The following is a 15,917-nucleotide window of genomic DNA, read 5'->3' as shown; positions in this document are numbered from 1 at the left end:
GAATATTGTGAATAAAATGGATTTGATTTACGGAAATATTTTTAAAGTGACGAAACAACGTCTCTGGTTTCTGACATGCAGCAGTGTCATTCGGTCTGCAATTACAACACTGCTTATTATCACATACTCGGTCGAAAGCGCGTCACCGCTCAAACAGATTGGCCACCCGCAATATCGCCTAGGGTTGACCAAATCTCAATATTGCCGCCGGGTTGTATAAAATATTTTGACGCTGAAGAACAATTTGGGTAGGTATGACGTCCATAGCAAAAAGGCCGACAAAACTCTCAAATTCAAACAAAAATCGAGGATCAGATATAATATGCAGTAAGAAATTAGGATCATTAGCGTAACTTTGATATTCTTTCAGCAGCATGTTTTCGATATCGAATCGTGCCGCCTTTCTTATAAGAGCGTCGCTTGCATAGCCGCGCGAATATGATCGATCTTTATGGGTGAATTCTACTTTTGTGCAATCTCCGATTATTTCAGAAATGATAATTTTTTGATCCCTTGCTGTGACAGGGTTGCGCAATAATCCATGAGATAGGGTTGCTATGTTAGCAAAAGCATTAGCAATCTGAGCATTTGAGAACGGAAGAAGTCTCATTCCGTGCCAAGCGTGACGCAGAAATACGCTTACTTTGCGACTCAGGTCGGGACTGATTTCTCCTTGAAGCTTCCACTCCACAATGCATTTTCTAATTTCAGGTTTTGCGTTTAATAATTGGTTGACTGCGTAATTTATTGCGCGCTTAACGCCCGTTCTATCTTCGGTGTTTAACCGAATAGTTTCCTCGAAAAAACGTAAATCATCAAGTTTTTCCGCATGATAAGCTAGCCACTTTGATATATGCATATCATTCCATGAAATTAACTTATTCAAGTCATCAACATTCTTAAATGCTTCGCTTTTTATACCATTATCAGGCGATTCGTGCTCGATGACTGTAGGGTTCGCGCCGGACCTCCGAAGTTCTTCTATAAATTCGTGCATCTCTATAGTTCCGAAGTGCGTAGCCTCAATGGAAAAATATTGATCCAGCATGATCTCAAGCGCGCTTTTATGCAAAGGATACACGCTGTCTCTAGGCGGATACGAGGGATATCCCGTATAAGGGAATAATATTCTATCCATTAAAAAATCGATGTCCCAGTTATAATTGGTATATAAAAAAACGCCTTTTTGAGCCTGAAGGCGCCAAAGATTGTGGACGTCAATTTCAACTGCTTCTATTGTAGTATCAATTCTCGAATTAACGACTTTTAGAAACGGAGCAAAATTCATAAGCTCTTCGATGTTGAGGCAATAGATACATGAATATTCTTCCGAGGTAGGAGGATTGGCCGTGTCTGCGGCAAAAAAACCAGCAATCGATGGCTCGGTTGTAAAGTCTATATAATTAGTTGGAATTCCGTAATGCTGTGCGATAGCAAAAAATTGATGTATATTCTCCTCGTCTATCATATGCTTTAGATTATCATTACGAGAAATCCATTGTGCAAATAAATCATATTGTTTTTTGACATGATCAACAGCACGATGATCGCCACCTTTTAATATTCTATATAGGGATGAGTGCGGGGGCCATTCTCTTGACTGGCCTCTAAACCAGTTATAGCGACCTTCTGTTTTAAACAGTTGGGCCATTTCGACCGCATTTTGGACGTCTGAGGCATAAAAAATCTTAGGCATACTTAAATTCCTATTGCGCTATTTATCTGTTTCGTGACTTGACATGAAGCACTGCACATTTGTACCCAAGGCACTTTGAAAAAATTGCCTTTGAATTACAAAAGAGATGCCAGTCAAAGCCCTGTTCTGTAATTCCTCCGTCAGCTTGACGGTTATGTACGCGGCAGACGTCGCGAGAGTTGAGAAAGTGTCTGACGCTCACCCGAGAACCCTGATGTTGACGGTCGCCACCCGCACCAATCCTGCGCCCAAAAGCGTGCCTTACGCAACTAGCATAAGCGGTTACGGGTAGGGCCTCTTTCGACGAACTGACGTCGCTGAGCGTCAGCCCTTCCTCCAAAAGGTGTTCGCTGCGACCATCTGAGCGGACGACGGGTTCCTGCCACTGCTCGGCGTTAAGGGGGCTAAGGCGAGCCGGCGGGTGATGGAGTTCGGGTTCGGCGACGAGGCGACGGCACTGGGTCGGCAGCGGGCGGTTTTGATCCCGAAGCTCCAAATTCAGCTTTGGTGAAGGCCCGGCGCGCGACTCTTGAACACGTCGGGCGCTCAAGGGCCTTTTGGCGCAAGGTATCTCGAACCTGAAGAAGGCGGTCTGGACTGTGGCCGGCGACGGGCTCCTTGCCATAAGAGACAAATACGAGACCTACCTAAAACACCTTCGCTCCTGCAATTGAAATCACTTGGAAAAATATTGTTGCAGGTTCTGAAATAGCATCTTTGATCCGGCGATTGTTATGACATAAATACAGCTGCAAATAAAAATACATTTTCTACAAAAACGAAAATATTATGATATAATTTGATACTTAATTTGATAATCTAGTCATATGTGTTTAATATCTAATACAAAGCGATTGATAGCGCAATTTAAATTTGCTCATGACGATCCATATGGACAGTACTTTCGTCATCTCAAGGCATATATGACTTAATATTTTCAAAAATAATTATTTATTCTGATCTTTATTATCTTTCGTTCGCGACGCAAGTTCAATTATTTTCTCGAAAATTCCGAGCTCGTCTTTGGTTAACTTCCTTGACTCGAGAATATCTGAACTTTCTTCCTTGCTAAATTTCGCCGGCTGAGAGTATATGTTCATGACAGAAAGCACGTCTTTTGTCGATGTGATAGTTGGATTTTCAGAAAACATTTTTAATATGATCAAGTTTTCCTCTCGAAGCCTCTTGATATATTCAAAATATCTAAATTCATCCATCGCAAGTCTATATTGACGCAAAAAGAAGAAGGCGACAAGCTCGATGAAAAATAAAACTCCAAACGACGGAAATAAATATAAAATATGATCATAGAAACTGACATCTTTTGGCACATCGATCGATCGAAAATAGAAAAAAATCAGACCTGAAAAAGATATAACTACACCAGTTAGGATGTAAATGCCTGCCCTTCGATATACATCTGAGGCGGTTTCTGCAGATCTGTAGGCGAACCAGGCAAGTTGTTCTCGTGGGCTAAATAACTCAGATGCCTCTATAGCTTCATACATGCGAGGATTTTTCGATATTAGAATCGATTTCCTTGTAACAACATCCGAAGCAAAATTTGGATCAGCGTACTTATGCGATATCTCCAACAGCTCGCGCTTCCGCGCAATAGATTTTCGCATCGTCGCAATGGGTAAGTCGCCGAATATAAGCCGAAATAATACAGGTATAATGGCAATTACAAAGACGTATACAAACAAACCTGGATAATTTTCGTATATTTCTGCGGGAGACGAGCGATATCGAATATTTAATAACACAATATAAAATATTGGCAAGAGGGCAACAACGATCCAAATAATCAATTCTGATATTTTATCATGGATTTCTTTTAATTCTGCAGTAGGCTTGACTGCAAATAATTGTTGCAATAATTTGTTTTTTGCCAAACCGCGGCTGATATTTGTTAAAATTTTGAATGGGCTCCAGTTCATAGGCGAATTTCCAGTAATCCAGATTTTATATCTTGCGAAAATATCAGTCTAAGTCAATCAGATTATAGCGCTTAACGGAGAGGCCTGCGGCCAAGGCCTCTCCCGCACCGCTTCCGCAAGTGGGTCACCGCCGAGGTGCTCCCCTCGCTGCGCAAGACCGGCCGCTACAGCATGCGCTCCAACGATGAACCCGCCTCGACCCTCGACCATGAGCGCATCGGCGCGCTCGCCCGCCTCGTCAGCGAGGCCCGCCACGTCTACGGCCGGGAGGCGGCCCGCGCCTTGTGGGAGCGCCTGCCGCTGCCCCAGGTCCCATCCCCCGCAGCGCGCGTCCTTTACGAGGGGAGGGAGAACGACAGCCTCGGCTGCCTCGCCCACCTGATGTGCTTTGCCGCCGGCAACGGCCAGTCCCTGCGCACGGTCGTCGAGGCGGCCTGGAGTGACGTGCCCAAGCGCTCCTGGCTGTCCGCCCGCGGCATCAAGGTGGTGCTCGATACTCGAGACACACGCGGGCACCACATCGCGATCGCCGAGCGCCATCCCTTCCTCCAGCAGGTGTTCGCGGCGACCGCCTGGGCGGATGACTGGTTCCTACCGCTTCTGGGCGTCGAAGGTGCCAAGGCGAGCCGGCGAGCGATGGAGTTCGGAACCGGCGACGAGGCGACGGCACCGGGTCGGCAGCGGGCGGTCCTGATCCCAAAATTGCAGATTCAGCTGGGGTGAGGGTGGAACGCCCATGCGGTTACCAGTAAATGACTAGCTCTTGCTCCAATTAGATTTTAGCTTGAAAGATAGTAAAATATTTTGATCGCGAGATCCCGCCTAGCTAGATTCCAAAAACGCGGGTACAATTGGTAGCAATAAAAAAATAATTCATACAGATCTTTCAACTTTGTACTTATTGTGATGATATTTAGGATTATTATATAAATAATGATTGGTAAAATTAAGACGATTTCTCATGAGATTTTGCGTTACTTGCATTTTGTGCGCCTGATGATTTCATGTGCGTTTCAACAGCTCGTATGATATCTTGCAATGGATGTTTAGGCTCTTTTCCGAAATCCACCTTCGGTGGCGGGAACGATTTAATCATCAGTTCAAGCTTCTGATCTGATCCATCCCATAAAGTAACGACATCAGCATATGAATTGTAATAGCTTAATAATCTTGTATTGTATCGGTATAGATCTAACAATATCTGCACCAAAAATACAATAATGACGACCACGCCGATTCGTGTTATTGCTGTTGCGATAAGATATTTTACATCACTATATCCGCGTTCAGAATTTATTTCTTTTGCCCAGGCTTTCTGCATTAAATCATCCAAATGAGATTTGTTTGTCAATGCAGATTTATAAGCATCTTCGAGCGCTTCGAGATCCTTGGGGGGGATATAATTCAAAACATTCCCCCTTGTGAATCTGTTCCATGCATCATCGATATCTCTGCTATTAGCGGACTCTTTTCCATCTTTCGGTAAAGTAGCGCGCTTCAGGATAGATCTAGCTTCAGATAGCGTTGCAATTTGAGAATCGATGGCGTTTATTTCTGACCTAAGTCGATCTGTCGATCCGACAGCCTTTGCATCTAGACTTGTCAACTGCCCTGCAAATATAACTATTAGTGCTGCTGATACCAATGCTGCGCCGATAGTTATTAATATGACGGTGCTTCGTCCTCTTAGCATTTTTATTCGGTTGCGCAAATCGACAAGAATTGCTAGCCTGTTGTAGTGAGCTAGCTTGTCAGCGTCAGATAATTTCGAGATTGCAGGGCCTATATTGGCAAATTCCGATATTTCGATATTTTTTCTTAGTATTCCCCTCAAAAAACTCTTGACCGCATCGTTTGTTATTATGAAATAAAAAATCAACCACTGAAAAAACGCATTGAGAACAAAATTAAGTATCACCCTATCATTTATATAGAATGCGCCATTTACATAAATAGCTCTTACTATATCAAATAAAGTTATCAGTGCTGCTACCGCAATACTAAACTTGATTATCGGTGGACGATTTGCAAAATCAGTACTACCTATTTTTTTTAGTCGAAGCAGGATCTTTGTTGATCTGCTAGGTTTTTGACGATCAACTGCAGGACTCTCTTGTTCATTATTTATTTCGGGATTCGCCATGTTGTTTTTCTCTCAATCAGACATTTATAGATTCAAGATATCATATAAGTTTTAATTAATATTTGAAATCATAATTTTTCGTGCTCCTACACTCTGATACGATGTGATTGGTAATAGATCACGAAAAGGTCGCATGTCAAGCTGCCAAAATAATGGCCGATAATATAATGTTGACTGTTTATCGCAAAAATATATTATTCATTAATGAGTATATCTTACATTAATATTGCAGATTTATTTCAAGGACAGCCAATATAATCACCTATCAATAAAGCGTTATGTCTCATCCCGTGTCGCTGGAGATGGAAGGACTACTTGCCAGATGCGCCCGCGGTTGGCGGGAACGAGAGGGCGGCGGATGTTAAAGCACGATCTCGTGATCCCGTTGCCCCCACCTCCACACGGGTCCGAAACTCGGCCTTGACCAGGAACCTCCAGCCTGTTTGTTCTCTTTCTGTTCTAAAATGGAGGGCGGGCGTGGGTCTCTATCGGGTCGGTGCGGAAGCGGCAGACGCAGGCGGGCTCGTGAGGATCCCGTTCATGCTCCCGACCCTCTGCGCCGGGTTCCCGAGCCCGGCCGAAGACTTCATCGAGGGCGCGCTGGAGCTGCCGCGTTGGCTCGTCCCCAACCCGCCGGCCACCTTCATCTGGCGCGTCCGCGGCTGGTGCATGAAGGGCGCCGGCATCCACGACGAGGACCTGGCCGTGGTCGACCGCTCGCTCTCGCCCACCTCCGGCGCCGTCGTGGTGGCCGTGGTCAACGGCGAGATGAGCCTCAAGCGCCTGGTGATGATCGGCAACCGGCTGAGTCTCACCTTCGACAATCCGGAGATGCAGGAGGAGTTCGCCCTGGAAGACCTGGAGGAGGGGCTGCTCTGGGGCGTGCTGCTGTTCTCGGTGCGCTGGCACCACGTGAAGGCCCGCGCGAGCCTCGTGCGATGAGCCGGGCGATCGCGCTGATCGACGGCAATTCCTTCTATTGCTCCTGCGAGCGCGTGTTCGACCCGAAGCTCACCGGCGTGCCGGTGATCGTGCTCTCGAACAACGACGGCTGCGCCATCGCCCGCACCGCCGAGGCCAAGGCCCTCGGGATCAAGATGGGCGAGCCCTACTTCAAGATCCGCGACCTGTGCCGGCGCCAGAAGGTGCGGGTGTTCTCCTCGAACTACGCCCTCTACGGCGACATGTCGGCCCGGGCCAACACCGTCTACCGCCAGTTCGCACCGGACGTGGAGATCTACTCCATCGACGAATCGTTCCTAGACCTGTCCGACGTTCGCGAGCGCGACCGGGTGGCGCTGGCCCGGGATCTGCGCTCCACGGTGCGCCAGTGGACCGGCCTGCCGACCTGCGTTGGAATCGGGCCGACGAAGACGCTCGCCAAGCTCGCCAACCACATCGCCAAGACCGTGCCCGAGCTCGGGGGCGTGTGCGACCTGTCCGATGAGGCCGAGCGCGCCGCCTGGATGGTCGGGATCTCGGTGGGCGAGGTTTGGGGCATCGGACGCGCCTCGCCGGCGCGGCTCACCGCCATGGGCGTCGACACGGTGGCGGACTTACGCGACCTCGATCCCCGGCCGGCGCGGGCCTCGCTGACGGTGGTGGGCGAGCGCATCATTCACGAGTTGCGCGGGCGGGCCTGCCTGCCCCTCGAGATCGTGCCGGCCCGGCGCAAGGGCTGCGCGGTGACCCGCTCGTTCTCGTCCCGGATCACCGAGCGGACGGTCCTCGAGCAGGCGGTAGCGGCGCACGCGACACGGCTCGGCGAGAAGCTGCGGCGCGACGGGCTCGCGGTCTCGGCCGTCACGGTCTTCTACCACACCAGTGAGCACGACCGCGGCGACCCGATGCGCTCCGTCTCGACGGTGGTTCACCTGCCGGAGGCGACGAACGATAGCCGGCACCTGATCCAGGCGGCACTCCACGGTGTGGCGAAGACCTGGAAGGAGCAGGGGCCGACGCCCTGGCGCTACAGCAAGGCCGGGCTGGTCACGAAGGATCTTGTGCCGCTCGACGGGGCGCCGCGGCCGCTTTTCGGCGCCCTTGACCGGGAGAAGTCCGGCGCGCTGATGGCGGCGATGGATGCCTGCAACAGCCGGTTCGGGCGCGGCGCCGTGGTGCCGGCGCGGGCGGGGCTGGTCGAGAAGCGCACTTGGTCGACGAAGTTCGAGATGCGCTCGCCGCGGTTCACGACGCGGTTGAGCGAAGTGCCGACAGTCAGTGCAACTGTCCAATGAGACGGCTGATATCCCCTGGGGCGGCTCAAATGCTGCTATGGGTGGGAAGCGCTAATCGGCCGCCCGCCGGGAAGTGAGGGGCCACATTCGCGCTCAGCAGCGTGCCAGGTAATAGGGGCCTCGTCATCATTCAGCAACTGGTCCAGAAACGTCAATGTCCGTGCTCGGCCTCGCCTGCTCCGTGATCTCTGCGAGGGCGATCTTCATATCAATGGCCGCGCGCTCCATGCTGTCGACTGCCTCTTGGAGGACGACGGCAATATTGGTCATCTTCGACGATTCATGATCTTCCATAGAAGCGGAAGTGTTCTTGCTAGGGTCAGGGCCGAAGAATTCATGGATTTTTCGGTTGAAAATGGAAGCCAGTATTGGAATCGAGCTAGCCTTGAGACAGTTGGCACCTGATACATATTTCTGAAATTGGGATTGGCTAACGTCCAGCGCGCTGGCTACCAGTCTCCGACTCACGTTTGCTTCCAAGCGAAATTTTTCAATGCGCTCTCCGAGCTGTTTATCAAATTCGGTTGCAGATTTACCAGCCATTTTCTCTCACCCGGCGACTTATTTCTCTGACGGATAACAAGGATGATTTGAATTGGGGTTGGCGCGGTTGCTATCAAGATTGTTTCTCAGGGGCCAATTTGGGAAACAATTTTCAATTATAGTTGCGTTTGACCTAGAGGTCCACAGCACAATGACACGTTTGCGCGAGATTTTTAAATTTGTAATAGAAATATCGGATTTTGATTATAGATATATCAATCGTTATAGATTTGATGTAATTACCCAGGGGGGTGCCGTGACGGGCGGCTCGGTCGCGGCTTAGGTGTCATGTCGCCCCCCCTTGCCGTCTGATGGTTTGGCTGATTCCCTGTCGGGATGAGCCGCAGCGATTTGGAGCGCCTGAGCAAGGAGGAACTGATCGAGCTGGTGCTGAAGCTGCACCGGCCGGAGAAGACCTCGCGCACCTCGTCCAAGCCGCCGGCCACGGATCGCAAGGAGAGGCGGGAGAAGTCCCGTCCCGGCGGGGCCAAGCCCGGGCATGAGGGCCACAAGCGGGCGCTGACCCCGGATCCGGATCAGGTGGTGGAGCATCGGCCCTGCGCCTGCTCGTCGTGCGGCGAACCACTGCCGGCCGACCTTCCGGCCGAGGTCGTCAGCGTGCACGAGCGGATCGACCTGCCGCTGGTTCGCCCGGTGGTGGAGCAGCACCGGCGCCTGTGCGTGACCTGCCCGGCCTGCCGGACCCGGGTCGCCGCCCGACGCCCGGCGGGAGCCGACGCGACACCCTTCGGGTCGCGGCTGCACGCGGTGGCGACCTACCTGAAGACCTTCCAGGCGCTGTCCTACGAACGGTTGCAGGCGGCGTTGTCGGACCTGTTCGGGCTGAAGCTCAGCCAGGGCGGGCTGATGAACGTGCTGCGGCGCGCCCAAGGCTGCTTTGCCGGGGGCCGGGACGCGGCGCTGGCGCGTCTGCGGCAGGCGCCGGTGGTGGCCTCGGACGAGACCGGGGTGCGGATCGAGGGCACCAACAGCTGGCACTGGGTGTTCCGCTGCGAGGAGGCGGTGGTGCATCACGCCGCCCCGAGCCGGTCTGCTGCTGTCGTCGGCGAGGTGATGGCCGGGCACCGGCCTTTGGTGTGGCTCTCGGACCGGTACTCGGCCCAGCAGGGACACGGCGAGCGCCAGCAGACCTGCCTGGCGCACCTCGCCCGCGACGTGGCCTATGCAGCCGAAGCCAGCGACGACCTGCTCGCCCTGCGGTTCAAGTGGTGGCTCGACAACGCCTTCGGGCTCGCCCGCCGGCTGACCGCGTTGGCCGCCTCGACCCTGGCGCGCAAACGGCGCGAGTTGGAGGGGGATCTCGACGCCCTCCTGAAGGTGCCCGCCACCTGCGACCTCACCCGAGCGCTCCAGACCCGGATGCAGCGGGCGCGCGACCAGCTCCTGACCTTCGTGGCCTTCCCGGGGAAGGTCGACGTGACCAACAACGCCTGCGAGCGCGACCTCCGGCCGGCCGTGGTCCAGCGCAAGGTGACAAACGGCTATCGGGCGATGTGGGCGGCCAAAGGCGAGGCAGACGTGCGCACCGTCGTCGCCACCGCCGCCCTCCGGACCAAGGCCACGCCCTTCACCACCCTGCTCGCGACCATCACCGCCTGAGCAACCCCCCCTCCAAGTGAAAGAGGGGGGGGGGCGGAAAACGCGCGTGCCGAAAAATACCCCCTGGGTAATTACGATTTGATGAATAATCTGAGCAAAAGATTAGAATTATGACGGCGTTAGCAAATTATAAGATTCTTTCTTAAAATTACGCGGTCAGAATGGCAACAGACTTGCGTAAAGCGCCGAGTTCAGCCAGCGCCACGCAAGTCTGCTTAATCTGGATTCCTCCGCCAGACTCGCTGCCGCGTCCCGTGAAGGCGCCCACCCCGGACGCCTCCTGCCTCGACATCTGCTCGTGAGGGCCGGCGGGGAACAGGGCGATGTCGGTGCCGTTCAAGCGTAACGGATGAGCTAGTTTCGATGCGACGCAAGGAGGCGCGACCCCTTGCCCTCGCTACGTCGTTTGTTCACCTCACGCACCAACGTCCGAGAGTGGCGCAGGGCCGTATTCCCAACTTCGGCCAGTAACTCGGCAGACTCCTCGGATATGTTGCTCGAACGACAATTTGCAGTCACCAAAGACTCCAATTGCTCGACGAGGGTCGCGATCGCCTTGGTGACCGGAAGCAAAATATCTGACATATCATCAATGCTAAGGGGCGTTTCATTGGCATCGTCGCTCATGGAAGATCCTCGGTGATCAGTGCGCTCGTTGTTGTCGTGGCGGAATCTGCTGGCACTCGTCATGCGAATTTCAAGAACACACCCCATCCGAATACAGCCAAGGTCGAGATCGTCGTCGAGATCGCTATGATCAGGGAGGATCCCGCAACCCCGGTTCCCAACTGGGAGGCGAACACGACGAGGTTGCCGGCGACGGGGAGCAGCCCGATCAGGAGCACGACCTTCAGGCTGTCCGGCCTCACTGGACACCCGATCGCGGCGCACAGGCCGATCACGATACCGATTGCGAGAACCGCGAGGATGTGCCTGCAAACCACGAGCGTGAGCACGCCCCGGATCGCCGGCCAGGAGAAGGCAACGCGGCTCGCCCCGAGGCCCACCACCATCATGCCGCAGGCCGACATCAGGAGCGTCGTGGCGCGGAACGGAGCCTCTACCGAGACGGCCAGGTCGGGGCGGATAGGCAGGTATTGGAACAAGAGCCCGGCCGCGAAGGCATGGATCGCCGGCAGGGTCGCCACCTTCATCAAGCTGGCCTTCGCGGAGAAACGGTCACGTGCCACGAGATAGAAGCCGACGGTATTGCCGAACAAAAGCCCGCCGACATAGGCCATGACCAGGATCGGCAGGCTGTCCGGGCCGAAGAGGGCAAGCCCCGTCGGAACGCCGAACCAGCCGATATTGGTGTACCCGAACGAGCAGTAGGCCAACCGGCGGGGTACGTCGGTCTGAATGTACGGCACAACGAGCATCGCGAAGGCGACCATCGTGATGCTGAAGGCGATTGAGATTCCGAGCCCGCCCACCGCCACATCGACGCTGAGCGTCGATGCGTTCTTGAACACGACGAGTGGAATGAGGGCGTATATCAGCAGGTTCGATACCCGCTTCAGCCAGTCTTCCCCGGACAAGCGTCCAACGCAGAACCCGACGGCGATGGCGGCGTAGGCGGGCAGCATCCTCAAGGCGAGTTCGCTCGCCAGACCTGTGACAGCATACATGATCCAATCCTCAGGCGATATGGCGGAACTCGGAAATCACTGCGCCGTCCCGGACGCGGTGTTCTTGCCGGACCTGCGGTAAATATTGATCATGACGATGCCGCACAATTCGGTCAGTGATGACGGCGAGGCAGTCGACGTTGAACCAGAAGGCGTTCGTGGCGAACAGCTCGCCAGAGAGAATCTGACCGACGGCGTAGAGGCCGTCAGTCCGTCCCTGGCGCCCCACGAGCTCGAACGTCTCCGGATCGGCCTGCAGGCCGCCAGCGGCGTGCGATTGACCGAATCCGGTACGTAGCAGGCTCTGGACGAGAGGAAGATCCGAGAGGCGGGCGTCACTCGACGGACCTGTGGCGTCGACCAGCCAGTCAGCTTGCAGCATCCTGCCTTCCCGCGTGGTCAGGGCAAAGCCGTCCGGACCGGCTTCGATGCCGGAGAGGCCACCGACAATCTCCAGCCGCCCGGACTCCATCAGCTTCAGGATGCTGCGAGCGGTCTGGATCGGCATGGCGTAGCGATGGGCGGCCCACTGCGAGCCGAAGCGGCGCTGAAACCTCACCTTGTCAGTCGTCGAGAGGAGATTCCAGAGCCAGGGTCCGATGAAGCGCGTGTTGGCCAGGACATCCTGAAGAATGTTGGCGCTCTGAGCCGCAGTGAAGATGGATGCACGAAAACGTGAAAGGGGGCTGGCATCCGACGGAATACGTCCGCCGCGTGAGCGTAATTCGAGTTTGAAAAGCCTGAACAGCTTGGAAAGGCGAAGATGGTCGGACCCTCGCAGCCGCGGCTGAATGTGATCCTTCGTGAGGATCGTATTGGGCCTGCGGGCCGAGGAGACGTTGCTGGCCTCCGGTAACAGGCCGTTGCGCGAGATGATCCGGATCGGCCCCCGGTGACCGTAGGCAACGAGGGTCAGCACTGTATCGACGGCCGTCAAACCGGTTCCGAGGATCGTGACCTGTCGGTCCCGGGGCACGGAAGAGACGAGGCGCTGCACCGGCCAAGGCGATTCTACGAACTTCGCTTGAGGTCGCAGGCTGCGAAAGCGGGTTCCGTCCGGCTGTCCCAAGCACATTATGGCAGCATCAGCCACCACGAACGTGCCGTTTGCCAGTTCGATCCAGAACCTGTCGTTGATCTTGTTGATATCGACGGCTCCAGACGCAAATCGCGAAACATTTATCCCGGATGACTTGGCTATTTCTTCATAATTGGCGAGCATATCCCGCAGATATTCTGCGAAGAACGGCCTCGGCAGAAAATCATCAGGATTGATATCTATCGATGAATGACGTTCGTTCCATTTGTCGCGATTTTGCTCCAGCCACGAACGGAAGTCATCGCGGCGATCAGAAAAAATTCCCATATCCACAACTGCAGTGTTGAGGCGATGAACACAGGCAGGTGTTCCGAAGGCGGTCCCGCCAGAGAAAGCATCTGCACCAGCGGTCGAGGCACGATCAATCAGAAGGACGTAGGCATTCTGAACATTAGCAGAAACCAAACGCCGTATCAAATTAGCGAACGCTGCTGTCCCTGTGCCGCCCATGCCTATGATTGCAATTCGCTTCATGTATATTTCCTTTATTTTGAGAGTTTGATTTGCATTGGCCCAATGTATCTTAGCCGTGCCGCTTACAATCTATCCGGCGCGATCCTGTCCTAGGGATGATGCCGAATATGCTTGAAAATCCACATAGATAAAGCGCTGGGTTGGATGAAGTGCCAGAATGGTGCTTTATCACTGGACCACTCTGGCCGGCCGTTTGAGGTGTCGATGTCTCGCAGGGTCAAGGCGTTACCCCTGGGCGTTCAGTCGAGCCCCCCATCCCGTTTCAGGGGTCGGTGGGTGGTTGAAGCGCTCCGGATCGCGATCCGCGAGGGGCGACTGCCGCTCGGGGCTCAAGTGCCGAGCAGTCGTGACCTTGCGGAGCAGTGGGGGGTAAGCCGAGGCCTCGTCAGTGCAGCTTACGAGGAGTTGCAAACGGAAGGTCTGCTGGAGAGCACGGCCGGGTCGGGCACCTTCGTCGCCGGTGGGGCGAAGAAGCCGGCAAGTTCATCATCATCAGGCACCCTATCGGGTGATGCCGATCCGAACTTCGCGATTGACGAACACCCATCTCTTTTCCGCCTGAACCCGGAGCGGCCCTTCATCGCTCGGGAGACGGATGTGTCATTATTTCCTATCAACATCTGGAAAAAACTTGCGAATCGCGCACTATCAGAGACTGATAATAGTTTTTTCCATGATCCGGATCCTGCCGGGTGCTTGGAGTTGAGAAAGCAGATATCTAGGTATCTTGGTTTTTCCAGGGGAATCAGCTGTGAGGCAGACGACATTATAATTACAACGGGAACGCGCCATAGTTTGGATCTGTGCCTCCGTAGCCTTGCGCGACCGGGTGATTTGGTCTGGACGGAGGCGCCGGGCTATGTCGGGGCGGAGGTTCTCATTCGCGCCCATGATCTTACCCCAGTGCCGGTATCCGTTGATGACCAGGGCCTGCGGGTCGATGTTGCTGAAGAGTTGGCTCCGAACGCGAAGCTTTGCGTCGTTACGCCATCACATCAATCACCGCTGGGAGTGCGGTTATCCTTCGGACGCAGACAGAAGCTTCTCGCTTGGGCGGCGCGAGAGGATGCCTACGTCATCGAGGACGACTACGATGGAGAATATTGTTTTGACTCTTTACGGTTTCCTGCCTTTAAGGCGATGGATGTTGATGACCGCGTGATCCACGCCGGGTGTTTTAACAAAATCCTCTTTCCGACCTTGCGGATCGGGTATCTCGTCGTTCCGAGAGCGTTGCGAACAAAACTCCTGCGGTTCAGAGGCGAAACAGGGCGAAACAACAGCGCGCTCGATCAGCGGATTTTGGCGTATTTTATTTCGGAAGGCCACTTCGCTCATCATATACGCCGCATGGGGCGGTCTTATCATGAAAAATGCCGGACTTCTCTGACATCGATACAGGAAGCCTTCGGGGGTGATCTGGACGTTTCTGGGGATCATGGTGGCTTTCACTTCTTTCTCGGCCTCCCTGACGGCATCGATTTCGAGAAATTTCATGATCGTTGTCGAACCAGCGGATTCGTATTGCAAACGGCTGCGAAGTACACTCCTCAAGGCTTTGCGACCGGGATTGTCGTGGGTTATTCATCCCTCACGCTTGATACAATAAGGCGCACCAGTAGAATGCTGGGGACATATTTGCGCGAGTGCTGAATCCGGCTTTAGGTCCGTACCTCGTTGCTCTCTTTGCAGGTCGCTGTCAGGAAGCCCGCCTGAACGTGTGCGCCATCACAGCGCGCTGACCGCCTGACGCGGGCCGATGGATGACATGACCGCCTAGAGCAGCCACCGGAGTCCTTGGGAACCTTAACAACAACGCTTCAAGACGTGATGCTGCGTGTCCGCTCGGGCTCGTCTGGTCATATCGCCATGATCGTAGCGACAGTGTGGACCCGGCAGCAGCGCGGGTGTCATGTCCGGCGCTACGCGATGGTGCCGGCAGTGATGAGATCGCAGATCATCGAGCGCAACGGAGTCTTGGAGTCCCTCGCTCTCCTCGCCACAACGAAGATGCGCGGGGTGCCGACGGTCAATGCAGCCGTCGGGCGCGCGCCAGCATCTCGGGCGTCACATCCGCTTCGAAGCAGATCGGTGCGGCCCCGCGAGGTCGGCTGTAGGCGCTGCGCCGGCCGCAGGAGCGACCGCCCCGGTCGCTCTGGTAGGGACAGGCGCAGGAGCCGCGATAGCGGGCGATCGATTCAGCGATGAGGCGCTTGGCAATCTCGGCGTCGGAGGGGCCGGTCGGTGCCGCCCGCGGCCGCTCTGGCGTCTCCCGGCGCCGAGGCGGCGGTGCGCTGCGATCGAACGGATTCTGGACCGACGGTTGAGCGGCCGGCTGCGCCACCGCCTGTCCGACGCAACGGACCATGCCGAACAGTACGGCGCCCCAGAAAAGGGCCGAGAACACGATCGCTGCGACCGCGAGGATCCGATCCTCCCATCGGCGCGTCTGGTTGTACTTCCGCGGCTGCGTGTCGGTGGGCTGCTGGGCGGCCCAGGCGTGAAAACGCTCTTCGGCTTCGTCTCTCTCGCTCATG

General features: G+C 54.7%; 13 protein-coding genes. 5 read left to right on the top strand and 8 right to left on the bottom strand.

The window, feature by feature from the left end; genetic code table 11:
• Nucleotides 1–178 precede the first annotated feature (178 nt).
• Together AC3AOF_RS10160 and AC3AOF_RS10155 are read right to left on the bottom strand one after the other, a co-directional pair.
• The gene (locus tag AC3AOF_RS10160) at nucleotides 179–1,696 is read right to left on the bottom strand and encodes an FRG domain-containing protein (RefSeq protein ID WP_488348421.1); all 1,518 of its coding nucleotides are present in this window, start codon (nucleotides 1,694–1,696) and stop codon (nucleotides 179–181) included.
• Nucleotides 1,697–2,643: 947 nt separating this feature from the next.
• Nucleotides 2,644–3,636 (bottom strand): hypothetical protein, encoded by a 993-nt coding sequence (locus AC3AOF_RS10155; RefSeq protein WP_488348420.1) that lies wholly within the window; start codon nucleotides 3,634–3,636, stop codon nucleotides 2,644–2,646.
• Nucleotides 3,637–3,771: 135 nt separating this feature from the next.
• Here AC3AOF_RS10155 and AC3AOF_RS10150 point away from each other — a divergent pair, with 135 nt between their 5' ends.
• Complete coding sequence (locus AC3AOF_RS10150; protein ID WP_488348419.1) at nucleotides 3,772–4,359, top strand: hypothetical protein; 588 nt, start codon at nucleotides 3,772–3,774, stop codon at nucleotides 4,357–4,359.
• Between the two features lie 223 nt (nucleotides 4,360–4,582).
• Here the strand turns inward: AC3AOF_RS10150 and AC3AOF_RS10145 are convergent, their stop codons facing one another.
• The gene (locus tag AC3AOF_RS10145; protein ID WP_488348418.1) at nucleotides 4,583–5,779 is read right to left on the bottom strand and encodes a hypothetical protein; all 1,197 of its coding nucleotides are present in this window, start codon (nucleotides 5,777–5,779) and stop codon (nucleotides 4,583–4,585) included.
• 477 nt (nucleotides 5,780–6,256) lie between these two features.
• On the opposite strand from AC3AOF_RS10145, the gene AC3AOF_RS10140 reads away from it, so the two are divergent.
• Complete coding sequence (locus AC3AOF_RS10140; protein WP_488348417.1) at nucleotides 6,257–6,721, top strand: LexA family protein; 465 nt, start codon at nucleotides 6,257–6,259, stop codon at nucleotides 6,719–6,721.
• On the top strand, nucleotides 6,718–8,016 hold the full coding sequence (locus tag AC3AOF_RS10135) for a Y-family DNA polymerase (RefSeq protein WP_488348416.1): 1,299 nt from the start codon (nucleotides 6,718–6,720) through the stop codon (nucleotides 8,014–8,016). Before AC3AOF_RS10140 ends, AC3AOF_RS10135 begins: the two co-directional genes overlap by 4 nt.
• A gap of 126 nt (nucleotides 8,017–8,142) precedes the next feature.
• On the opposite strand, the gene AC3AOF_RS10130 is transcribed toward AC3AOF_RS10135, so the two are convergent.
• Entirely contained in the window at nucleotides 8,143–8,559 is a 417-nt protein-coding gene (locus AC3AOF_RS10130) for a helix-turn-helix domain-containing protein (protein WP_488348415.1), read from the bottom strand.
• A 336-nt stretch (nucleotides 8,560–8,895) separates the two neighbouring features.
• Between AC3AOF_RS10130 and tnpC the strand changes: the two genes are divergently transcribed.
• The gene (gene tnpC / locus AC3AOF_RS10125; RefSeq protein ID WP_236993540.1) at nucleotides 8,896–10,179 is read left to right on the top strand and encodes an IS66 family transposase; all 1,284 of its coding nucleotides are present in this window, start codon (nucleotides 8,896–8,898) and stop codon (nucleotides 10,177–10,179) included.
• Between the two features lie 354 nt (nucleotides 10,180–10,533).
• Here tnpC and AC3AOF_RS10120 read toward each other — a convergent pair whose 3' ends face one another.
• From AC3AOF_RS10120 to AC3AOF_RS10110, 3 genes are read right to left on the bottom strand one after another with little or no spacing between them, the layout of a single operon-like run.
• A complete protein-coding gene (locus tag AC3AOF_RS10120) occupies nucleotides 10,534–10,806 on the bottom strand; it encodes a hypothetical protein (protein WP_488348414.1) in 273 nt (90 codons plus the stop codon).
• 59 nt (nucleotides 10,807–10,865) lie between these two features.
• The gene (locus AC3AOF_RS10115; protein ID WP_488348413.1) at nucleotides 10,866–11,807 is read right to left on the bottom strand and encodes an AEC family transporter; all 942 of its coding nucleotides are present in this window, start codon (nucleotides 11,805–11,807) and stop codon (nucleotides 10,866–10,868) included.
• Nucleotides 11,808–11,817: 10 nt separating this feature from the next.
• Nucleotides 11,818–13,380, bottom strand: a complete 1,563-nt coding sequence (locus AC3AOF_RS10110; protein ID WP_488348412.1) for an FAD/NAD(P)-binding protein — start codon at nucleotides 13,378–13,380, stop codon at nucleotides 11,818–11,820.
• A 276-nt stretch (nucleotides 13,381–13,656) separates the two neighbouring features.
• Between AC3AOF_RS10110 and pdxR the strand changes: the two genes are divergently transcribed.
• A complete protein-coding gene (gene pdxR / locus AC3AOF_RS10105) occupies nucleotides 13,657–15,033 on the top strand; it encodes a MocR-like pyridoxine biosynthesis transcription factor PdxR (protein WP_488348411.1) in 1,377 nt (458 codons plus the stop codon).
• A gap of 376 nt (nucleotides 15,034–15,409) precedes the next feature.
• On the opposite strand, the gene AC3AOF_RS10100 is transcribed toward pdxR, so the two are convergent.
• The gene (locus tag AC3AOF_RS10100; protein ID WP_488348410.1) at nucleotides 15,410–15,916 is read right to left on the bottom strand and encodes a hypothetical protein; all 507 of its coding nucleotides are present in this window, start codon (nucleotides 15,914–15,916) and stop codon (nucleotides 15,410–15,412) included.
• Nucleotide 15,917: the final 1 nt, after the last annotated feature.

It is taken from the genome of Methylobacterium sp. 142-1Y, assembly GCF_057747795.1.
This window is presented reverse-complemented; position numbering and strand designations above follow the sequence as displayed.